The 21039-nt window shown below is 69.1% G+C and carries 22 protein-coding genes and 2 tRNA genes; 16 read left to right on the top strand and 8 right to left on the bottom strand.

Going from position 1 to position 21039, the window contains the following annotated elements; genetic code table 11:
- Positions 1–12 precede the first annotated feature (12 nt).
- The gene (locus tag BN1186_RS12995; RefSeq protein ID WP_040284430.1) at positions 13–213 is read left to right on the top strand and encodes a transketolase family protein; all 201 of its coding nucleotides are present in this window, start codon (positions 13–15) and stop codon (positions 211–213) included.
- A gap of 41 nt (positions 214–254) precedes the next feature.
- On the opposite strand, the gene BN1186_RS12990 is transcribed toward BN1186_RS12995, so the two are convergent.
- Together BN1186_RS12990 and BN1186_RS12985 are read right to left on the bottom strand one after the other, a co-directional pair.
- Positions 255–782 carry a FadR/GntR family transcriptional regulator gene (locus BN1186_RS12990; RefSeq protein ID WP_040284429.1) on the bottom strand — a complete coding sequence of 176 codons (528 nt, stop codon included), beginning with the start codon at positions 780–782 and terminating at the stop codon, positions 255–257.
- Between the two features lie 77 nt (positions 783–859).
- Positions 860–1468, bottom strand: a complete 609-nt coding sequence (locus BN1186_RS12985) for a TIGR03085 family metal-binding protein (RefSeq protein WP_040284428.1) — start codon at positions 1466–1468, stop codon at positions 860–862.
- 48 nt (positions 1469–1516) lie between these two features.
- On the opposite strand from BN1186_RS12985, the gene hisI reads away from it, so the two are divergent.
- Genes hisI through BN1186_RS12955 form a run of 8 tightly spaced genes read left to right on the top strand, consistent with a single transcriptional unit; the run spans position 1517 to position 7225 of the window.
- A complete protein-coding gene (gene hisI, locus BN1186_RS12980; RefSeq protein ID WP_425471510.1) occupies positions 1517–1843 on the top strand; it encodes a phosphoribosyl-AMP cyclohydrolase in 327 nt (108 codons plus the stop codon).
- A complete protein-coding gene (locus BN1186_RS12975) occupies positions 1840–3330 on the top strand; it encodes an anthranilate synthase component I (protein WP_246043317.1) in 1491 nt (496 codons plus the stop codon). The genes hisI and BN1186_RS12975 overlap by 4 nt, the downstream gene beginning before the upstream one ends.
- Positions 3327–3488, top strand: a complete 162-nt coding sequence (locus BN1186_RS15620) for a hypothetical protein (RefSeq protein ID WP_180349082.1) — start codon at positions 3327–3329, stop codon at positions 3486–3488. The genes BN1186_RS12975 and BN1186_RS15620 overlap by 4 nt, the downstream gene beginning before the upstream one ends.
- A 41-nt stretch (positions 3489–3529) precedes the next feature.
- The gene (locus BN1186_RS12970) at positions 3530–3736 is read left to right on the top strand and encodes an HGxxPAAW family protein (protein ID WP_040284427.1); all 207 of its coding nucleotides are present in this window, start codon (positions 3530–3532) and stop codon (positions 3734–3736) included.
- A complete protein-coding gene (gene trpC, locus BN1186_RS15845; protein WP_040284426.1) occupies positions 3733–4524 on the top strand; it encodes an indole-3-glycerol phosphate synthase TrpC in 792 nt (263 codons plus the stop codon). The genes BN1186_RS12970 and trpC overlap by 4 nt, the downstream gene beginning before the upstream one ends.
- A gap of 3 nt (positions 4525–4527) precedes the next feature.
- A complete protein-coding gene (gene trpB / locus BN1186_RS15840) occupies positions 4528–5763 on the top strand; it encodes a tryptophan synthase subunit beta (RefSeq protein WP_040284425.1) in 1236 nt (411 codons plus the stop codon).
- Positions 5764–5786: 23 nt separating this feature from the next.
- The gene (trpA, locus tag BN1186_RS12960) at positions 5787–6608 is read left to right on the top strand and encodes a tryptophan synthase subunit alpha (protein WP_052460260.1); all 822 of its coding nucleotides are present in this window, start codon (positions 5787–5789) and stop codon (positions 6606–6608) included.
- Positions 6608–7225, top strand: a complete 618-nt coding sequence (locus tag BN1186_RS12955) for an SCO family protein (RefSeq protein ID WP_040284423.1) — start codon at positions 6608–6610, stop codon at positions 7223–7225. Before trpA ends, BN1186_RS12955 begins: the two co-directional genes overlap by 1 nt.
- Here the strand turns inward: BN1186_RS12955 and BN1186_RS12950 are convergent.
- Positions 7212–8555 carry a DUF2079 domain-containing protein gene (locus BN1186_RS12950; RefSeq protein WP_040284422.1) on the bottom strand — a complete coding sequence of 448 codons (1344 nt, stop codon included), beginning with the start codon at positions 8553–8555 and terminating at the stop codon, positions 7212–7214. The genes BN1186_RS12955 and BN1186_RS12950 overlap by 14 nt on opposite strands.
- Before the next feature lie 109 nt (positions 8556–8664).
- Positions 8665–8737, bottom strand: a tRNA-Asn gene (locus BN1186_RS12945).
- Positions 8738–8860: 123 nt separating this feature from the next.
- On the opposite strand from BN1186_RS12945, the gene BN1186_RS12940 reads away from it, so the two are divergent.
- Complete coding sequence (locus BN1186_RS12940; RefSeq protein ID WP_040284421.1) at positions 8861–10798, top strand: solute carrier family 23 protein; 1938 nt, start codon at positions 8861–8863, stop codon at positions 10796–10798.
- On the opposite strand, the gene BN1186_RS12935 is transcribed toward BN1186_RS12940, so the two are convergent.
- The gene (locus tag BN1186_RS12935) at positions 10795–12198 is read right to left on the bottom strand and encodes an alpha,alpha-trehalose-phosphate synthase (UDP-forming) (protein WP_040284420.1); all 1404 of its coding nucleotides are present in this window, start codon (positions 12196–12198) and stop codon (positions 10795–10797) included. The two genes, BN1186_RS12940 and BN1186_RS12935, sit on opposite strands and share 4 nt — an antisense overlap.
- 87 nt (positions 12199–12285) lie before the next feature.
- On the opposite strand from BN1186_RS12935, the gene otsB reads away from it, so the two are divergent.
- On the top strand, positions 12286–13116 hold the full coding sequence (gene otsB / locus BN1186_RS12930; protein ID WP_040284419.1) for a trehalose-phosphatase: 831 nt from the start codon (positions 12286–12288) through the stop codon (positions 13114–13116).
- A 1-nt stretch (position 13117) separates the two neighbouring features.
- Here otsB and BN1186_RS12925 read toward each other — a convergent pair.
- Both BN1186_RS12925 and BN1186_RS12920 read right to left on the bottom strand, forming a co-directional pair.
- Positions 13118–13191 (bottom strand) — tRNA-Ile (locus tag BN1186_RS12925).
- A gap of 35 nt (positions 13192–13226) precedes the next feature.
- Positions 13227–14162: a hypothetical protein gene (locus tag BN1186_RS12920; RefSeq protein WP_052460155.1), complete on the bottom strand. Its 936-nt coding sequence runs from the start codon at positions 14160–14162 to the stop codon at positions 13227–13229.
- A 125-nt stretch (positions 14163–14287) separates the two neighbouring features.
- Here BN1186_RS12920 and BN1186_RS12915 point away from each other — a divergent pair, with 125 nt between their 5' ends.
- The 5 genes from BN1186_RS12915 (at position 14288) to BN1186_RS12895 (ending at position 19051) form a co-directional block, all read left to right on the top strand.
- On the top strand, positions 14288–15352 hold the full coding sequence (locus BN1186_RS12915) for an AAA family ATPase (protein ID WP_040284418.1): 1065 nt from the start codon (positions 14288–14290) through the stop codon (positions 15350–15352).
- Positions 15353–15445: 93 nt separating this feature from the next.
- Positions 15446–16435 (top strand): DUF58 domain-containing protein, encoded by a 990-nt coding sequence (locus tag BN1186_RS12910; RefSeq protein WP_425471526.1) that lies wholly within the window; start codon positions 15446–15448, stop codon positions 16433–16435.
- On the top strand, positions 16432–17406 hold the full coding sequence (locus tag BN1186_RS12905; RefSeq protein WP_040284416.1) for a VWA domain-containing protein: 975 nt from the start codon (positions 16432–16434) through the stop codon (positions 17404–17406). The genes BN1186_RS12910 and BN1186_RS12905 overlap by 4 nt, the downstream gene beginning before the upstream one ends.
- Complete coding sequence (locus BN1186_RS12900) at positions 17406–18362, top strand: VWA domain-containing protein (RefSeq protein ID WP_040284876.1); 957 nt, start codon at positions 17406–17408, stop codon at positions 18360–18362. The genes BN1186_RS12905 and BN1186_RS12900 overlap by 1 nt, the downstream gene beginning before the upstream one ends.
- A complete protein-coding gene (locus tag BN1186_RS12895; RefSeq protein ID WP_040284415.1) occupies positions 18359–19051 on the top strand; it encodes a YggS family pyridoxal phosphate-dependent enzyme in 693 nt (230 codons plus the stop codon). Before BN1186_RS12900 ends, BN1186_RS12895 begins: the two co-directional genes overlap by 4 nt.
- Here the strand turns inward: BN1186_RS12895 and BN1186_RS12890 are convergent.
- Positions 19038–20882: an alpha/beta hydrolase family protein gene (locus BN1186_RS12890; protein WP_040284414.1), complete on the bottom strand. Its 1845-nt coding sequence runs from the start codon at positions 20880–20882 to the stop codon at positions 19038–19040. The two genes, BN1186_RS12895 and BN1186_RS12890, sit on opposite strands and share 14 nt — an antisense overlap.
- Between the last annotated feature and the right edge of the window lie 157 nt (positions 20883–21039).

Here is a 21039-nt window from a genome sequence, read left to right as displayed (position 1 = left end):
TTCCAGCGACGGGTGCTGACCTGCGAGAACCACACCGTCATCGGCGGGCTCTTCGGCGCGATCGCCGAACTGGTGGTCAAGGAGGGCGTCACGCGGAAGATCACCCCGATCGCCCTGCCTGACGAATTCCTCGACGCAGGCGCCCTGCCCACCCTCTACGACCGCTGCGGCATCAGCGTGGAGATGATGGAGAAGGTCCGCTCACTCCTGTGAGGGATTCCCGACCAGGCGCCGCCACTGGTTGAAGTGCTTGGTCAGGGCCTCCGCCGTTCGACGAGTGTGGAGCGCATCGTCATCTGCAGTTCGCCCAGGGAACGCTCGACGACCGCGTTGTTCAGGATCCTGTAGAGCATGGAGTGGAAGCCGAGGTCCGCCTGCACCGCAGCCTCGAAGTCGTTACGGGATGAGGCCTCGATCATGGCGTCGACGCAGGCGTTGAGCTGGTCGACCTGCGCGGGGGTGGCCTTGTCCACCACAGAACCGATCATGCCCGTTTCGTAGAGCTCACGCGCCTCGTCGATCTGGGCCGTGGTGATCTGGCCGGAGCGGACCATCAGGGCGTAGAGCGCGCCGTCGGCCCTGCTGCCGGCCCGCAGCACGTTGGCCGAGCCCTGCACTTTGCCGAGCATGCCCGCGATCTGCAGGGCCGCCAGGTACTCGCGCACGGTGGCCCGGCTGAGGCCCGTCTGGGCCGCCAACTCACGTTCCGTGGGGAGGCGGATCCCATCGTCGGTGGGGACGCCGTGGGATGCCGCATACTCCACGAAATCGATCAGTGGCATCGGCTTGCTCGGGCGTGTGGGATCTGGGCTCGCGGTCAGGTCAGCTCCTCGGGGTGCGGCTCTGACGGCAGCGTAGCTCAGAGGCCGCTGATGGCCTCACCCCACCGGCTGAGGCTGTCCGCCTCCCCGGTGACCTCCACGTCGGCCTCGCGGCCGCTCAGGTACAGCAGCAACTCCGACGGCAGGCCGCTGAGGTGGATGGGCCGGTCGCCCTGACCGAAGCGCTGCTCCGCGCCCGTGTCCGTGCGGGTGAGGGTCAGCTGCCCCTTGTAGGCGTACTGCGCCTTCCGGGTCAGCACCTTCACGATGGGCCACAGGTGTTGCTGCTCCTTCGCGGTGAGCGTCTGGGAGCGGCCGTTGGCGCGCAGCACGTCCTCGTGGTGGATGAAGAACTCCGAGGAGTTGACCAGGTTGTCCAGCGGCCGCATGATCCAGCCGGGGGTACGGATGGCCTGCACGATGGGGAGGAAGCCGAGCTTGTGCAGCTCGGATTGCTGGATCCGTTGTGTGCGGTCCGCGAACTTCTCCGATCCGATGCCGGGCAGGGCGTCGAGGCGATGTTCCCGGATGTACAGGTGGGCGGCGAGATCCTGGGTCTGCCACCCCTCACACCTGGTGGGGGCGAAGGGGCCGAGCTCCTCGAAGAGATCTGCGAGGGCGGCACGCTGGCGCTGGGCGAACTTCATGTGGGCAGTCTATGAGGCGCCGACAATGGGTGCGGCACAATGATGACCATGCCAGCTGTGACCTACAACGCCGATGGGCTCGTGCCCGCCATCGCCCAGGATGCCGAGACCCGCGAGGTGCTCATGATGGCCTGGATGAACGAGGAGGCGCTGCGACGCACGCTCGCCACAGGCAAGGCCACCTACTGGTCACGGTCCAGGCAGGAGTTCTGGGTGAAGGGGGAGACCTCCGGGCACCACCAGGCCGTCGAGGGCGTGGCCGTCGACTGCGACGGCGACACGATCCTGCTGACCGTGCGCCAGACCGGCGCCGCCTGCCACACCGGCAACCGCACCTGCTTCTTCACCGCCCTGACCCCCGAGGATGCCCTGTGATCGTCTCACCCAGTCTTGACGAGTTCGTCGAGCTCGCCCGCCACCGCCGCGTCATCAGCGTGCACGCCAAGCTGCTGGCCGACGACCTGACGCCGGTGGCCCTCTACCAGGCACTCTGCGGCGACCGCGAGGGCACGTTCCTGTTCGAGTCCGCCGAAGCCGGCGTGTGGTCGCGATACTCCTTCGTCGGCGTCCGCTCCGCGGCGACGCTCACCGAGCGCGACGGCCAGGCCACCTGGGTGGGTCGCGAACTGGTCGGCATCCCCGCCGACGGCGACCCCCTGGCCGTCCTGCGGGAAACGCTCCGGGAACTGGCCACGCCCCCCACTCCCGGCCTCCCGCCCTTCCACGCCGGTATGGTCGGCTACCTGGGCTACGACGTGGTGCGCCGGCTGGAGAAGCTGCCCGAGACCACCGTCGACGAGTTGCAGTTGCCGGAGCTCGTCATGATGCTCAGCTCCGAGGTGGCGGTGCTGGACCACCACCGCGGCGAACTGTGGCTGGTGGCCAACGCCATCAACTACGACGGCACCGACGAGGGCGCCGAACGCGCCTACCGCGAGGCCGTGGCCGCCGTCGAGGCCATGGCTGAGCAACTGCGCCAGCCGCGCACCCCGCTGGTGGTCCAGGAGGGGGAACCGGACGCACCCACGATCCGGCGGCAGCGCACCTCCGAGGAGTTCTGCCGCATGGTGGAGGACGTCAAGGAGGAGATCAGGGCGGGTGAGGCGTTCCAGATCGTGGTCTCGCAGCGCTTCGACATCGACATCTCGGCTGACGCGTTCGATGTCTACCGTGCGCTGCGCCTGACCAACCCCAGCCCGTACATGTATCTCCTGCGGCTGCCCGGCTTCGCCGTCGTGGGCTCCAGCCCGGAGGCTCTCGTCACCGTGACCGATGGGCTGGCCACCACCCGGCCCATCGCGGGCTCCCGGCCCCGGGGGAAGACTCCCGAAGAGGACCGGCTCATGGCCGAGGAGCTGCTGGCCGATCCCAAGGAGAAGGCCGAGCATCTCATGCTCGTCGATCTGGGCCGCAACGACCTGGGCCGGATCTGCGAGCCCGGCTCGGTCACGGTGCACGAGTTCATGAACGTGCGGCGCTACAGCCACATCATGCACCTCGAGGCCGCCGTCTCCGGCCGCATCGACGAGGAGCACACCGCGCTCGACGCGACCCTTTCGTGCTTCCCGGCCGGCACCCTCTCGGGGGCGCCGAAGGTGCGTGCCATGGAGATCATCGACCGGCTGGAGGTGTCGCGACGGGGCCTGTACGGGGGAGTGGTGGGCTACTTCGACTTCGCCGGCAACTCGGATGTCGCCATCGCCATCCGCACCGCTGTCCTCGCCGACGGCGTGGCGCACGTGCAGGCGGGCGCCGGGATCGTGGCGGATTCGGTGCCCGAGACCGAGGATGCGGAATGCCAGCACAAGGCCCGCGCCGTCATCGCGGCCATCGGCAGGGCCGAAGCCATGGGCCGGGCATGACCGAGATCGTTCTGCCCATCCTCGGCGTGTTGGCCTCCGGTGCCCTGCTCGTGTGGTTCTGGAAGCCCCGGCGCCGGAAGGTGCGCGAGGTGGAGGAGAAGCCGGAGGACCTCTGGAAGGCGATGGACGACGGTGCCGACCCGACGGATAGGGGGTAGGCTCACAGGCTGAAGCTTCTCTGACTAGAAAGGCCGCGCTCATGGCACGTACCCCGAAGTACTACCACCACGGGCGGAGCCCTGCCGCCTGGGCCGGATCCATCCTCGTCGCCGTCGGTTTCACCATCGCCGCTGTGGCCGCGATGCTCGGCCCGGCATGGCTGTGGGTCATCGTCGGCGCTGCCGTCATCGTCGTGGGTGCCTTGGCCACCGCAATCATGAAGGCCATGGGTCTGGGTCAGCCGTGACGGTGCTCGACGACATCATCGCCGGAGTCCGGCGAGACCTCGACGAGCGCAAGGCCGCCACCCCGTTCGAGGACGTGGTGCGCGCCGCCCATGCGGCGCCGCCGGCGCTGGACCCCATGCCGCGCTTCCGCGCGCCCGAACTCGCCGTGATCTCCGAGGTCAAGCGCACGTCCCCGTCGAAGGGCGACCTCGCGGACATCACGGATCCCGCAGCGCTCGCCGCCTCCTACGCCGACGGCGGCGCAGCGGCCATCTCCGTGCTCACCGAGAAGCACCGCTTCAACGGGTCGCTCGCAGATCTCGACGCCGTCCGCGCCCGCGTGGGCATCCCCGTCCTGCGCAAGGACTTCATGGTGGAGGAGTACCAGTTCTACGAGGCCCGCGCCCACGGCGCGGATCTGGTGCTGTTGATCGTCGCGGCGTTGACCGACGCCGAGTTGGAGCACTTCCTGCGGTTGACCACGGAGCTGGGGATGACCGCGCTGGTGGAGACCCACACGGCCGAGGAGGTGGACCGGGCCCTCGCGCTGGGAGCCCGCCTCGTCGGCGTCAACAACCGCAACCTGAAGACCCTCGACGTCGACCTGGGTACCTTCGGCGGCCTTGTCGAACGCATCGGCGACGCGGCCGTGAAGGTGGCCGAATCGGGGATCCTCACCGAAACCGACGTCGCCCGGGTCGCTGCGGAGGGCGCTGACGTCATCCTCGTGGGGGAGGCGCTCGTCAAGCACGGCGACCCGACCCACGCCATCGGCAGCTTCATGGCCGCCGCAGAAAGGTCTAGTTAGTTCATGAGCCTCCCCGATTCCAGGGGGCACTTCGGTCGCTTCGGCGGCCGGTTCGTGCCCGAAGCGCTGCAGGCGGCGCTCAACGAGCTGGTCGCTGCGTTCGATGGGGCGTGGGCTGATCCGCAGTTCCACGCGGAGTTGGAGCGGCTGCAGCGCGACTATGCAGGCCGTCCCACCCCCATCACGGTGGCCGACAACTTCTCGAAGCATGCGGGCAACGCCCGCGTCCTCCTCAAGCGCGAGGATCTCAACCACACGGGCGCGCACAAGGTCAACAACGTGCTCGGCCAGGCGCTCCTGACCAAGCGGATGGGCAAGACCCGCGTCATCGCCGAGACCGGTGCAGGCCAGCATGGCGTGGCCACCGCGACGGCGGCGGCGCTGCTCGGCCTCGAGTGCCGCGTGTACATGGGCGAGGTGGACACGCAGCGCCAGGCGGTCAACGTGGCTCGGATGCAGTTGCTGGGCGCCGAGGTCTACGCCGTGGCAGCCGGGTCGCGCACGCTCAAGGACGCGATGAACGAGGCCATGCGCGACTGGGTCACGACGGTGGACAACACGCACTATCTGATCGGCACCGTCGGCGGCCCGCACCCGTTCCCCTACATGGTGCGCGAGTTCCAGCGCGTGATCTCCACGGAGGCTCGCCAGCAGATGCTCGACGACCACGGCGGGCTGCCGGATTACGTCGCGGCCTGCGTGGGCGGCGGCTCGAACGCGATCGGCATGTTCTACGACTTCATCGGCGACGAGGGCGTGCGTCTCTACGGCTTCGAGGCTGAGGGGGAGGGCATCAGCACCGGCCGCCACGCCGCCACCATCGCCGCTGGCAGCCCCGGCGTGCTGCACGGCGCGCGCACCTACGTGCTGCAGGACGAGGACGGGCAGACCATCGAGTCGCACTCGATCTCCGCCGGCCTCGACTACCCCGGGGTCGGCCCGGAGCATGCCTACCTGGCCGACAGTGGCCGAGCCACCTACGAGCCGGTCACCGATGAGGAGGCCATGGAGGCCTTCAAGCTGCTGACCCGCACCGAGGGCATCATCCCCGCCATCGAATCCGCCCACGCCCTCGCCGGGGCGCTGCGGCTGGGCCGGCGGATCGCCGAGGAGGATCCCGACGCCACACCGTCGATCCTCGTGTGCCTCTCCGGCCGCGGCGACAAGGACGTGGCCACCGCTTTCGAGTACTTCGACCTGGCCGGCGAGCCTGATGTCACCGTGGGGGCGATCGAATGAGCCAGTTCACTGATCCCAAACGCCTGGGCAAGTCCGGCACCACCGTCGCGCGGTGCCTCGATCAGGGCCGTCCCGCGCTCGTGGGGTACTACCCCGTGGGCTACCCGACGGTGCAGGACTCGCTCTCGGTGGTCAAGGCCATCGTCGAGGGGACCCAGGGGAGGGGGGCCGACATCGTCGAGATCGGCATCCCCTACTCGGACCCGCTGATGGACGGCCTGGTCATCCAGCACGCCACCACCAAGGCCCGCGCCCGCGGCGTGCGCGTCAAGGACGCGTTCCTGGCGGTCGAGGCCGTGGCATCGTCCGGGGCGACACCGATGGTGATGACCTACTGGAACCTCATCGAGGCCTACGGCGTGGACGCGTTCGCGCGCGATCTGGCTGCCGCCGGCGGCGCGGGCGTCATCACGCCCGATCTGCCCCCGGACGACTGCCCCGAATGGTTCGAGGCCTCGGACGCGCACGACGTGGACCGGATCTTCCTGATCGCCCCGTCGTCGACGGACGAGCGCATCGCCATGACCATGGAGTCATGCCGCGGGTGGGTCTACGCCTCCTCCGTGATGGGCGTGACCGGGGCCCGTGCGCAGACGTCTGATGCGGCCCCCATCATCGTGGAGCGGGCGCGGGCGGCTGATCCGAGCCTGCCCGTGGGCATCGGCCTGGGCGTCAGCGACGGCGCGCAGGCGGCCGAGATCGGCGGCTTCGCGGACCTCGTGATCGTGGGCTCGGCTCTCGTGAAGTGCATGGCCAGCGACGGGCTGGACATGAACGCGGATCTGCAGACGTTGCGGGAGCTCGCCGACGACCTGGCCGACGGCGTCGAGAGGGCCCGCCTGTGATGCGCCGACGCACCCTGTTGAGCGCGGCGGGCGCCGTCGCGCTACTGGCCGCCTGCAGCCCTGACACCGACGGCCCAGCCGCTGAGATCGACGCGGGGGACTGGCACGGCACGCACCTCGAGGGCGGGGGCAACACCATCCCGGACGTGACGTTGACCGACCAGGACGGCAACCCCTACAACCCGGCCGAGGACCCCACGACGAAGGCCGTGGTGCTGTTCTTCGGCTACACCAACTGCCCGGATGTGTGCCCCGGCATCATGGCGGACATGGCCACGGCCAAGCGTCGCCTGCCGGAAGATCTGGTCGACGACGTCACGCTCATCGTCGTGACCACGGACCCGGCCCGCGACACGCCAGAGGCGCTCAAGGAGTACCTGCTCCGCGTCGACGATTCCTTCATCGGCCTCAGCGGGGACATCGAGGACATCAAGGCCGCCGCGATGAGCGTCGGCATCGACATCGCCGAGGCCAAGCAGCTGCCCTCGGGCGGCTACGAGGTCGATCACGGCAGCCACATCCTCGGCTTCGGCGAGGACCGCAAGCTGGCCGTGGTGTGGAACGAGGTTCCGCCCGGCGAGCTGCGGGAGGATTACGAACGGCTCATCGCCGCCTGACGATGATGAAGCCCTCTTCGTGGAAGTGGGTCTCGTATGCGCCGCCGTGCTGCTGCTCCGCGTACCCGGCCGGAGTGCGGCCGTTGCTCCAGTTGGGCCAGTTGCCCTCCTCATTGAGGGAGACGAAATCCGGCTCCGGCGCGCTGCCGTCCACCCAGTAGACCTCCGCCCTGGGCACGTAGTAGACCAGCAGAGGGTTGTCGCTGGCCACTGAGGATCCTTCGGGGATGGACTCGATGGCGCGTTGTGCCGCCTCCCACCGGGGCGAGGGTTCGCGCCAGTCCTCGTCGAACAGCTTCAGGAGCGGTAGCTGAGTGGTGAGGATCGCGGTGGAGGCCACCGTCGCGGCGACCGCCCAGGTGCGCAGCTTTGGCCAGAGGATGGCCGCCTCGACGAGGGCGGCGATGGCGATGGGCATGAGGGTGGCGTTGTAGTGCCAGCGCCACACCCAGTAGCGCTCGACCTCGCCGGCGAAGCGCCAGGCCAGCGTCGGCAGCATGAGCACGGTCAGCGGCGAGCGCAGCCCGATGACGCCGGCGGCCAGGATGAGGAGCCCGACGGTGTGCCACTTGTCGGCCGGGGTGAACAGATCGGCGAGGCTGCCGAGCTTGTCCGCGTAGTCGTACTGGTCCGCGGGGTTCAGCGCGGGGAGGATCGCCCTGGTGGCGAGGAACACCCAGGCGATGCCCCAGAGGGCCAGCAGCGAGCCGGTCTTCCGGGCCCCCGGTTCCTTCCAGTGCCGCACGAGGATGATCAGCCCGAAGAGCGCCACCGTGACGCCCAGGTCCTCCTTGACGAAGACCAGCGCACCCATCCACAGCGCCGACGCCAGCAGCCGCCCGCGCAGGTAGGCGGTCAGCCCGAACGCGATGATCGGCACGGCGAAGGCGATCTCGTGGAACTGCGACATCACGGCCGACTGCAGCCCCCAGGAGAGCCCGTACGCGAGGCCCAGGGCGGTGCCGACGGGCACGGACAGCTTGTCGACGGCGAGCCTGGTCAGGGGGATGGCGGACAGCCCGAACAGGACAGCCTGGAGGATCAGCAGCATCACCGGGGAGGGCCAGAGCTTCCACAGCGGACCGGTGACTACGAGGATGGGGTGGAAGTGGTCGCCCAGGAGGTTGAAGCCGTGCCCCTTGATGTTGACGATGGGGGCCGAGAACGTCGAGTAGGCCTTCGCGAGTTGGGAGAAGATGCCGAGATCCCAGGACCACATCTCGAGCCGGTGCCACTGGTACCAGGAGTACAGCGCATAGACCGCGGCGGTGAGGATTCCGACGAGCAGCGCGATGGGCAGCGACAGCTTCGAACGTTCGGGCGATGACATGGGCACACAGTAACGCGTGGGGGGCCCTGCCGCCTCGCCGCCTCCAGCAGATGGGAGGCAATCGCGCTGGACATGCGAAGACCCCTGCCGAAGCAGGGGTCTTGTTGCGCTCCCCGGACTGGACTCGAACCAGTAACCCTCTGATTAACAGTCAGATGCTCTGCCAATTGAGCTACCAGGGACCGGTGATCATCACGACCACGCGAAGAAGAACGTTAGCAGATGTCCAACGGCGAACGCCAATCGGACAGCACGCATCCGAAGGGATAGTTTTAGCCGAGCCCAGTTTTCTTCAGGAGATGCCCATGTCCGCCGCCACCGTGGAGCGCCGCGTCCATCCCGTCGACCAGGTGCCCCCGGCGCCGAAGCTGGCAGTGCTCGGTCTCCAGCATGTGCTGGCGTTCTATGCCGGCGCCGTCATCGTGCCGATCGTGATCGCGGGTGCGCTGGATCTGTCGACGCAGGACCTCATCCACCTGATCAACGCGGACCTGTTCACCTGCGGCATCGCCACCATCATCCAGTCCGTCGGCTTCTGGAAGGTCGGCGTGCGCCTGCCGCTCATCCAGGGCGTCACCTTCACGGCGGTCTCACCGATCATCGCCATCGGCCTGGCCGCAGGCGGTGGGCGCGAGGGCCTGCCGGAGATCTACGGCTCGATCATCGTGGCCGGCCTGGCCACGTTCTTCATCGCCCCGTACTTCTCCAAGCTCATCCGCTTCTTCCCACCCGTCGTCACCGGAACGCTGCTGACGGTCATGGGCTCCACGCTGATCGGTGTGTCTGCCGGCGACATCGTGCGCGGCGCGAGCGGCGACGTCGCCTCCGGCGGCGAACTGACCCGCAACCTCGCCTACGCCCTGGCCACCCTGGGCGTCATCGTCCTCATGCAGCGCTTCTTCAAGGGTTTCATGGCCACCATCGCCGTCCTCATGGGACTGGTGCTGGGCACGCTGGTGGCGGTGCTGCTGGGCGACACGTCGTTCACGCAGGTGGGCGACGCCTCGTGGGTGGGTGTGACCACCCCGTTCTGGTTCGGCATGCCGAAGTTCACCTTCGCCGCGATCGTGTCCATGCTCATCGTGATGGCCATCACCGCCGTCGAGACCACCGGCGACGTGTTCGCCACCGGTGAGGTCGTCGGCAAGCGCATCACGCCCAAGCACATCGCGGGGGCGCTCCGTGCCGACGGCCTGTCCACAGCCATCGGCGGCGTGCTCAACTCCTTCCCCTACACCTGCTTCGCGCAGAACGTCGGCCTGGTGCGACTCACGCGGGTGAAGTCGCGCTGGGTGGTGGCCATGGCCGGCGTGTTCATGATCATCCTCGGCATCCTCCCCAAAGCCGGCGCCATCGTCGCCGCCATCCCCGCCCCCGTGCTGGGCGGGGCGTCGCTGGCGATGTTCGCCAACGTCGCCTTCGTCGGCATCCAGACGCTCGGCAAGGCGGATCTGCACGACAACCGCAACCAGGTGATCGTCTCCACCTCCGTGGCGCTGGCGATGCTCGTCACGCTCCAGCCCGGCATCGCGGAGGCCGTGCCCGGTTGGGCGCAGATCTTCTTCGGCTCCGGCGTCACGATCGGCGCCATCGCCGCCATCATCCTGAACCTGCTGTTCTTCCACGTCGGCGCGCGTAAGGGGCCCGACGTCGCGACGGCGGGCGCGGATCCGCTCAACCTCGCGCAGATCAACGCCATGGACGAGGAGCGCTTCGTCGAGACGTTCGAGGGGCTGTATCCGGGGGAGAGCTGGCCCATCCGCGCGGCGTACCGGTCGCGGCCCTTCGCCTCCTCTGCCGATCTTCGGGCCGCCTTCCAGAACGCGCTGATGGGAGGCTCTCCGGAACAGCAGCGCGCGCTCGTGGGCCAGTACCGCGACATCGCCGACCTGCTGCTCGACGAGGATCCGGGCCACACGCCGGCCGACATCGCCGCGCTGACCGAAACCGGGTCGCTGGCAGCCGACAGGATGGACGACCACGACCGGGAATCGCTGCTCGCCGTCGCTGCGGCGTACCAGGAGAAGTTCTCGCTGCCGCTCGTGGTGGCGCTCGGCGCCACCACCACCCTCGACGCGGTCATCGAGCAGGGGTGGCTGCGGGTCGAGGCGTCGCCCGAACGTGAGTTGCACAAGGCGATCGGTGAGGTGGCCAACATTGCGGATCGTCGCTTCGACGCGCTCGTGGCCGATGCCAACCCGATCCGCTCCGCGTGGGCGCGTAAGTTCGAGGCTCTGAACTAGACGGTGTCGACGGGGTTCTGGAGGTCGCCGAGGAAGTCGTCGGCCCACTTCTCGATGGTGTGGCCCTCCACCTGCTTCTTCAGCGCGCGCATCCGGCGCTGCCTGTTGCGCGGCGAATCCGTGGCGGCCTGCAACAGCACGTCCTTCATGCCGTTGAGGTCGTAGGGGTTGACCATGTAGGCCTGCTTCAGTTCCCGCGCGGCGCCGGCGAACTCGCTGAGCACCAGTGCGCCGTTGGTGTCGGGCCGGCAGGCCACGTACTCCTTGGCCACGAGGTTCATGCCGTCGCGCAGGGGGGTGACCACCATCACGTCGGCGATGCGGTACATCGCCGCCATCGTGGTGCGCGGGAAGCCGGCGTGCACATACGAGATCGCGGGACGGCCCACGCCACCCACCTCGGAGTTGATGCGCCCAACGAGCAGGTCGATGTCGTCGCGGAGCTTCTTGTACTCCTCGACGCGTTCGCGCGAGGGCGTGGCCACCTGCAGGAACACCGCCTCGGCGGGATCCAGCTTGCCCTCCTCGAACAGCTCGCCCATCGCACGGATCCGCTGGCGCAGGCCCTTGGTGTAGTCGAGCCGGTCCACGCCGAGGAAGATCTTCTTCGGGTGGCCCAACTCCTCCAGGAGAGCCTCGGACTCGGCGATCACCTCGGGCGACTTCGCGAGTTCGGCGAAGCCCTGGGTGTCGATCGAGATGGGGTACGCGCGGGCGACGCACGTGTGCGAGCCGGAGATGGTCACGCGGTCGCGCTCGACGCGGCGCTTGGTGCGGTTGCGCACGAGCCGTAGGAAGTTTTGGGCGCCGCCGGGCACCTGGAAGCCCACGAGGTCCGCCCCCAACAGGCCCTCGATGATCTGCCTGCGCCACGGGAGTTGCTGGAACAGCTCGATGGGCGGGAAGGGGATGTGGAGGAAGAAGCCGATCCGAAGATCCGGGCGCAGCTCGCGCAGCATCTGCGGCACCAACTGCAGTTGGTAGTCCTGCACCCACACGACGGCGCCCTCGTCGGCCACCTCTGCCGTGGCCTCGGCGAAGCGGCGGTTGACGGTGAGATAGGCGTCCCACCATTCGCGGTGGAACTCGGGGAAAGCCACGGTGTCGTGGTAGAGCGGCCACAGCGTCGCGTTGGAGAAGCCCTCGTAGTACTCCTCATACTCCTCGGCGCTGAGCGGGACGGGCACGATGGAGTAGCCGTCATGGTCGAAGGGCTCCACCGTCTCATCGGGGGCGCCGTGCCACCCCACCCACGCGCCACCCATGCGGCGCATCACGGGTTCAAGTGCGGTGACGAGGCCGCCGGGGGATGTGCGCCAGTCGACGTTTCCTTCGTCATCGGTGACGCGGTCGACGGGGAGCCGGTTGGCGACGACGACGAAGCGTGCGCGCTCGGACATGTTTCCTCCTAGGTCGCTTACCACCTTACCGAATCGCAATTGCGCAGGCGGTCTATCCCCTCGCCCGGGTCATGGCAGGGTAGAGGCATGAGCTGGACCGCAGTGACCGACCATGCCCGGAGCTTCCTGACCGCCGCCGCCGGAGCTCCCTCCTCGGTGTTGTTGGCCCTCGACTTCGACGGCACGCTGGCGCCCATCGTCGACGACCCGGAGGACTCGCGCCTCCACGACGGGTCAGCCGAGGCGTTGGGCCAGCTGGGGGAGCGACTGGGGCACATCGCGATCATCACCGGCCGCGGGGTCGCCGTCGTGCGCCGCCTCGGGCGGCTCGAGGAACGCGACGGCCTGGGCCGGCTGATCGTACTGGGCCAGTACGGCGCGGAGCGCTGGGACGCGGCCACCGGCGACGAGACGCCCAACGTGGTGCCCGAGGCCATTGAGGCCGCCCGGCCCACCGTCGAACGGATCATCGCCGGATGCGGCTTCGACGGCGTGGTGCTGGAGGACAAGGGCCGCGCGCTGGGCGTGCACACCAGGCGCAGCACGGATCCGGAGGGCGCCTACGTGACGTTGACCCCGCTGCTGATGGACGTGGCCGCGGAGCACGGCCTCATCCTCGAACCGGGCCGCAACGTGCTGGAACTGCGCGCCTCCGCGCTCACCAAGGGCGACTCCCTGCGGGCCCTCGTGGCGGAGACCGGGGCCACCACCATCGCGATGTGCGGCGACGACCTGGGCGATCTCCCCGCCTTCGAGCTGCTGCGCGAACTGCGCGACGAGGGGCTCACCACCTGCATCGTGGTCAGCGGATCGGCGGAACAACCCGTCGTGGCTGAGCAGGCCGATGTGCTGGCCGAGGGGCCCGACGGCGTGGCGGCCTGGCTGCGCGACCTCGCGGCCGCCGTCGCCTCAGCCTGAGTGGGGCATGCGGGGCTTGAACCCGCGACGGGCGGATTATGAGTCCGCTGCTCTAACCGGCTGAGCTAATGCCCCGTCGGCCGACAGCATATACGCCGCCGCAGACCGGCTCAGAGCTTGGGATTGATGCTCGGACCGCCGTCGCCAGAATCCGAATCGTCTGGGACGCCCATGGAGGGGGAATGGCTGTAGGGCCCGCCGTCCGGGCCGGTGGGGCTGCCCGATGAGGGGTCTGACGGGTCGCCCGACTGCGGGCTGGCCGACTGCGGATCCTGCGGGTCCCCGGACTGCGGATCCCCTGAACCCTCGCCCTCCGCGGGCGACGGGATGGGCGGTGGCGCGTCGACGGGTGGCTGGTTCTGGAACGCCAGGATCGCCATCAGCAGCGCCAGCGCAGACAGCAGCGCCATGATGAGGAACGCCACGAGGATCGTGATCCACGACGCCCGGTCCCGACGGGCGGGCCAGGCCAGCGGCCACAGACGTGTTGCGCCGTGCCCGGTCTTGTCGATCCAGTGCAACCGGTAGTCCGGGCCCGACGGCTTGCTGAGCGGGGGCACCACCGACAGGTCGATGGCGCGCAGCACCCTGTCGGCCTCGCGCACCGCCGACAGCGATCCGTCGAAGGCCAGCGCCGCCCAGGGGGCCAGCGGCAGCAGGTGGGCGAGGGTGGGGTCGTCGTCCTCGCTGCGGAAGCGCACGGCCGTGCGTCCCTCGTCCTGATCCTCACCGCCGCGGGCCACGACGGTGTCGATGTGCATGGCGTTGACCTCGCCGGCGAACCGGGCGCGCGCCGCCGGGTCGCGCGAGGCGCCCTCGGACAGCAGGAGCAGCATGACGGAGTCTCCGCCCTCCTCGTGGGCGACGAACGCGGTGCCGGCCGGCGTGGCGGTGAGCCGGGCGTCGAGCCAGAAGTCGCCCACCTTCGGCGGATCCTCGTCGCGGAGGGGATGATGGGCGGCCAGCACGAAGCCCTGCTGCTCCGGCCCGCCCGAGGGCGGGAGATGTGTATAAGAGGCAGGGCCGGTCTCGTCGTGCGTGCTCATCGAGATCTATCGAACCACACCGGCCAAGCAACCGCATCGACGCCGCGGGCGTGGGCTGCATAGAGTTGGTGGTCCGAGAGGGGCGCTATCGTTGAGCGCGGATCCCCATCCTGAAGGAGTCTTGCGTGAGCCAACCGCCTACCGAAGTCACCCAGCTGCCGCAGAACGTCGCTGACGCGGCCACGGTGCTGGGCCAGGCCATCAGCCAGGTGCAACGCATCATCGTCGGCCAGGAACACATGGTGCAGCAGCTGATGGTCGCGCTGCTCGCCAAGGGCCACTGTCTCCTGGAGGGCGTGCCCGGCGTCGCGAAGACCCTGGCGGTGCGCTCGTTCGCCACGGTCGTGGGTGGAGACTTCGCCCGTGTCCAGTTCACGCCGGACCTGGTGCCGTCAGACATCGTGGGCACCCGCATCTACTCCGCGAAATCGGAGAGCTTCGAGATCGAGCTGGGCCCCGTCTTCGTCAACTTCGTCCTCGCCGACGAGATCAACCGCGCGCCTGCCAAGGTGCAGTCCGCGATGCTCGAGCTCATGGCGGAGAAGCAGGTCTCCATCGGCGGCGTCACCTACCCGGCCCCCAAGCCGTTCATCGTCATCGCCACGCAGAACCCCATCGAGTCCGAGGGTGTCTACCCGCTGCCCGAGGCGCAGCGCGACCGCTTCCTGGTCAAGGTGGACGTGCCATATCCCCGCGGCAACGAGGAACTCGAGATCCTGCGCCGTATGAGCGTCTCCCCGCCGGAGGCCCAGCGCGTGCTCAACCCGGATCTGGTGCGCCACCTGCAGGACATGGCCTCCAACGTGTTCGTCCACAACCTGGTGGCCGAGTACATCGTGCGCCTCGTGCTCGCCTCGCGCACGCCGTCGGATTTCGACATGCCCGACCTGGAAGGCGTCATCCAGATCGGCTGCTCGCCGCGAGCCACCCTCGGCCTGGTTGCCGCCTCCCGCGCGCTGGCGCTGATCAACGGCCGCGACTACGTGCTGCCCACAGACGTGCAGGCGGTGGCCAAGGACGTCATGGCGCACCGCATCGTGCTGGGCTTCGACGCGGTGGCGGACAACGTCAACCCCACCGATGTCGTCGACCGGATCCTGGCCATGGTGCCCGCACCCACCCCCGTGTGGAACGAGCAGCAGCGCCAGGCCAGCCACCAGGCACACGCCCACCAGCCCGGCCGGAGCTGACCCTTGGCACAGCCGGGCTTCACCTACGACGGCCCTCCTCCGCAGGGGCCGCCCTTGGCGGTGCCCAGCGCGGAGGGCGCCGAGTACTCCGTGCTGCGCACGCCCACGGGGCCGACGGTGCCGCTCAACAAGCTGGCCCCCGAAGCTGCGCTGCGTCGGTTGGAGTTGACGATCGTGCGCCGGCTCGAGGGCTTCCTGCAGGGCGACCATCTGGGGCTCCTGCCCGGCCCGGGCTCAGACACGAACGACGCCCGGATCTACCACCCCGGCCAGGACGACGTGCGCAAGATGGACTGGGCCGTGACCGCGCGCACCACCGTGCCGCACGTGCGCGACACCATGGCGGATCGCGAGCTTGAGGTGTGGGCCCTGCTCGACGTCACGCCGTCGATGAACTGGGGCACCGAGGGCATCACCAAGCGGGACCTGGGCATCGCGGCCATCGCCACCATCGGCTTCCTGTCGCAGAAGATGGGGGACCGCTTCGGCGGCATGATGATGCTGCCCAACGAGGTCAAGCGGCTGCCCGCCCGCTCGGGGCGCACCGCCCTGTACGGGTTGCTGCGCAAGATGCTGACCGAACCCATCGTGCCGGACAACACCCCCGGCACCCTGGAACTCGACGACGGCATCGAGCAACTCACCCGTTCGCAGCGTCGCCGCGGCATGCGCGTGGTGGTCTCAGATTTCCTCACCCCCGGCGACGCCGAACTCGACCCCTCCGTGCCGCCGCCATGGGAGCGTGCACTGCGCCGGTTGGCGGTGCGTAACCAGGTGCTGTGCATCGAGGTCATCGACCGCCACGAGTTGGAGTTCCCCGACGTGGGCGAGATGCTCATCCGTGACCCGGAGACGTCGTTCGCCCGCTACGTCAACACCTCCGACGAGGCGGCCAAGCGCCGCATGGACGCCGCCACCCGCGCCCAGCGCGAGCGCATCAAGGTGGCGGTGCGGCGGGCGGGCGCAGGCCACATCCAGCTGCGCACAGACCGAGACTGGGTCGCCGACATCGCCCGCTTCGTGCTGCAGTACCGCAAGGTCGCCGGCATGCTGCACCAGCCGCCGCAGGGGGTGAGCAAGTGAGCTGGCTCTGGTCCTGGATCCCCGATTTCGCCAACCCTGAACGGCTGTGGACGCTGGCCCTCCTGCCGGTGCTCATCATCGCCTACCTCATCGTCCTGCGCCTCAAAGGCCGCGTGGCGCTCCGCTTCACCAACACAGGTGTGCTGGGCCGCGTCGTCGGCTCGCAGCGCAGGTGGACCCGCCACGTGTTCGTGGCGATGTCGCTGTGCTCGCTGGTGGCGTTGGGTCTGGCCTACGCCAACCCGTTGGGCACGGAGAAGGTGCCCAGGGAACGCGCCACCGTCGTGATGATCGTCGACACCTCGCTGTCGATGTCCGCCGAGGACGTGGATCCCAACCGCCTGGATGCGGCGAAGCAGGCGGCCACCGAGTTCGTGCAGGGGCTGCCGGACTCCTTCAACGTCGCTGTCGTGGCGATGTCGGGGCGCCCCACGATCGCCATCCCGCCGACGACGGACCGCGGCGCCGTCGAACGCGCGATCGGGGCGCTGGAACTGGCCGACGGCACCGCCATCGGTGACGCGATCACCACCGGCCTGCGCGCCGTCGAGATGGCGCCGGCGGGCGAGGGCGAGGAGCCTGCCCCGGCGATGATGATCATGCTCTCCGACGGCACCAACACGGAGGGCCCCGAACCGATGGGTGCGGCGAGCGCAGCGAAGGCTCAGGAGACCCCGGTGTTCACCATCGCCTACGGCACGCAGAACGGCTTCGTGGACATCGACGGGCAGCGCGAGAACGTGGCTCCCGACACCGCCACGCTCAAGCAGATCGCCGATGCCACCGAGGCCCGCGCCGTCGACGCCGACAACCGCGGCGCCCTCGCGGAGGCCTACCGCGACATCGGTTCAGTCATCGGGTACGAGGACGTGGCCAAACCCATCACCGCCACCTACGCGTTCGTGGCGCTCGGCTTCGCCGTCGTCGCCGCGCTGGGTGCCGTGTTCATGGCAGCGAGGTGGCCCCGATGATGCACCTCATGATGGAGTTCATGGCCCCGCACCGGCTGTGGGGCCTGGTGATCATCCCGCTGATCGGCGTCCTGTACGTGGTGCTCTCCGGCCGCACGTCGAAGCAGCGGCCCATGAGTTCCCGCCTCAAGCTCGTCGTCCCCAAGGACGCCGCCTGGAAGCGGCATGGCGCGGTGCTGCTGGCGCTGATGTCGCTGGCGTCGCTGATCATCGCCTGGGCCATCCCGCAGGACTACGTGAGCCAACCGCGCGACCGGGCCACCGTCGTGGTCTCCATCGACGTATCGTGGTCCATGGAGGCGGAGGACGTCGAGCCGAACCGGCTCGAGGCGGCACAGCAATCGGCCAAGGAGTTCGTCGACTCCCTGCCGCCGCGGTTCAACGTGGCGTTGGTCTCGTTCGCCGGCACCGCGGATCTCGTGGTGCCGCCGACGGTGGACCGGGGTGTGGTGCACCGTGCCATCGATGCGCTGCTGCTGGCGCCGTCCACGGCGGTGGGCGAGGGCGTCTACCGCAGCCTCGACGCGCTCAAGCTCGTCCCACCGGACCCGAACGATCCCGAGGCGGTGGCTCCGGCCGCCATCGTGCTGCTCTCCGACGGTGCCACCAACATCGGCCGTAGTTCCGCCGGTGCCGCGGAGACCGCCAAGGATCAGGGCGTGCCGGTCTACACCATCGCCTTCGGCACCGACAACGGCTACGTGGTGCAGGACGGTCAGCGCCAGCGCGTGGCCGTTGACCACTGGGAACTCAACGAGGTCGCCAAGCTTTCGGGTGGCAAGAAGTACGCCGCAGAGTCGGCGGGGCAGCTCAACGAGGTCTACGACGCCATCCGCGAGTCCGTCGGTAGCGAGCGGGTGCCTGCGGAGGTCACGGACCGCTACGCGGGCCTGGCCATCATCTTCGCCGTGCTCGCCGCGCTGGGCGTGATCTCCCTGGGAGCCCGCTGGCCGTGAGCATCACCGAGAACCTGGCCCGGGTCAGGGCCGACATCTACGACGCCGCACTCGCCGCCGGGAGGGACCCGTCGTCGGTGCGGCTGCTGCCGGTGTCGAAGTACCACCCTGCGGACCAGATCCGGGAGGCGCATGCGGCCGGGTGCACCCTGTTCGGCGAGAACCGGGTGCAGGAGATGGCCGCCAAGCATGCTGAACTCGCGGACGAAGGCATCGGGTTCGCCGTGATCGGGCCGGTGCAGTCCAACAAGGTCAAGCCCGTGGCTGAGTTGGCCGCTGAGCTGCAGTCGTTGGAGTCGTTGAGCCTGGCGGAGAAGCTCAACCGGCGTTGTGAGGCGCTGGGGCGGCGGCTGCCGGTGCTCGTCCAGGTCAACACCTCGGGGGAGCCGCAGAAGTCCGGCATCGCGCCGGCGGACGCCGTCGGGTTCGCCAGGTCCCTGCAGGGGCGTGAAGGGCTGGACGTCCGCGGGCTGATGACCATGGCGGTGTTCAGCCACGACGAGGCCGAGGTCGCGGCCTGCTTCCAGCGGCTCGTCGACGCTCAGGCCCGCATCCGCGACGCCGTCGGCGGCGGCTACGACGAGCTGAGCATGGGCATGTCGGGCGACTTCCGCATCGCCATCGCGCATGGCTCGACGTGTGTGCGCATCGGCACCGCCATCTTCGGCCCCCGACTCAACCTACGTTGAGGTTTTCGATCTCCAGCCGCGGCACGTCGTCGCTGTGTTCCATCCCGAAGACCTGCTCCAGGAACGAGACCTGCGCCTCGAGCGCCTGCCTACGCGCGGCCATGCCGCGGAAGCCATGGCCCTCGCCGTCGAACATCACCAGCGCCAGCGGAAGCCGCTGGGCGCGCACGGCCTCGGCGAGCTGCTCGGCCTGGGCTGGCGGCACCACCTTGTCGTCGCGGCCCTGCAGCACCAGCATGGGGGTGCTGAGCCTGTCGAGGTGGTTGATGGGGGAGCGTTCTTCGTAGACGTCGCGGCCGTCCGGCCACGGCGAGATGAGGCCGTCGAGATAGCGCGACTCCGCCTTGTGCGTGTCGGTGGCCAGCGTCGGCAGGTAGCCGATCCCGTAGCGGCTGACGCCGGCTGCGTAGACGTCGGTGGTGGTCAGCGAGCGCAGCGTGGTGAAGCCGCCGGCGCTGCCGCCCGTGATGGCCACCCGGGCGGCGTCCGCGAGCCCCTGGCCGGTGACCTCCCGGACGGCGGTGGCCACGTCGTCGACGTCGAGTTCGCCCCAGGTGCCTCGGAGCCGGTCGCGGTACTCGCGGCCGAAGCCCGTGGACCCGGAGTAGTTCACGTCCAGCACCGCGAAGCCGCGGGAGGCCCAGAACTGGGTGGTGGCGTTGTAGGAGGCGTTGGCCATGGCGGTCGGCCCGCCGTGGGTGAGCACGATCATCGGAGGATTGGCCACCTCCGGGAGGTACAGCCAGGAGTGCACCGGTCCCGCGGTGCCGTCCGCCCAGACGGCGACGGGGGCCGCGGCGAAGGTGTTGGCAGCTTTGGTGGGGCCTGCGAGGATCCTGAACTCGCCGTCGCGCTGGACCTCCAGCAGGGTGGCGGGCCGGTCGGCCCACTCGGCCACCACGTAGAGGCAGTCGCGGTAGGCGGCGATGGACTCGATGTCGGTGGTTCCCGGAAGAGGGTAGGTCACCTCGCCCGTCTCGACGTTCCAGAGCGCCAGCACGCCCTTGCCGTCGATGTACTCGACGGAGGCCAGCGTCCGGTCGCCGACGGCGGCGGCCACCGCGCGGTTGAGCACCCAGGTGGGGCCGGCGCAGTCGTGGTCGACGCGCCACTGTTCGCCGCTCTCCAGCCGCCAGTTCCAGTAGCCGGATTCGTCGGTGACGAAGGCCCAGGCCTGCAGCTCCCTGAGCCCGAGGGGATAGAGGGCGGAGACGCCCTCCTGCGCATAGGCGGGGTAGGCATCCCAGTAGTCGCCGATGGGGGCCTTCCAGACCTCGGCGGTGTCCCAGCTCATGTCCGGGTGGTTCCACTGATACCAGGCGACGAAGCGGCCCATCACCGTGGGGCCGGCGTAGAAATCGGCGCCCGAGGCGATCACCCGGCCGTCGGAGGGGGCCTCGGCGTCCAAGGGCAGGCTCACGATCTCGGTGCGTGGCTCCGGCTCGGCGGAGTGGTCCTCCCGCACGGCGAGGAGGAAGCCGTTGGCGACGCTGAGGTGCAGCCCGCCGTAGACATAGGGCGAGTCCGGCTTCGTGAGGGGGCGACGCGTACCGTCGGCGTCGAGCAGCCACACCTGGCGGGTGCGGTCGTCGCAGTAGGCGAGTTGCTCACGGTTGGCGGCGTACGCGCCGCCGCCATACTCCATGGTGCGGGAGCGCACGTTGGCTTCAGGAGTGAGGTCGGTCACTTCGCCGTCGTGGGACCGCTGACGCACCGTCACCCTGCCGTCCTCGGCGGCGATGGTGGCCAGCCACAGAACGCCGTTGCGGGTGGCCTGCACCTGGCTGATGGCGTCGGGATAGTTGAGCACTGATTCGAGACTCGGGCGCATGCCCACCAGCCTAGCTGCCCGGGCAGCCGGGACCCGCCGTGAGCAATTGGATGGGGTCACGGCTGCGACACGCCGACAAAACGCTGTTCCTGTTCCGTGACCCCATCCAATTGCTCACGGTAAGGGCCGAGATGGGGAAGTGCATTGCGTGTCGCGC

It is taken from the genome of Tessaracoccus massiliensis (assembly GCF_000826065.2).
GTDB lineage: Bacteria > Actinomycetota > Actinomycetes > Propionibacteriales > Propionibacteriaceae > Arachnia > Arachnia massiliensis_A.
This window is presented reverse-complemented; position numbering and strand designations above follow the sequence as displayed.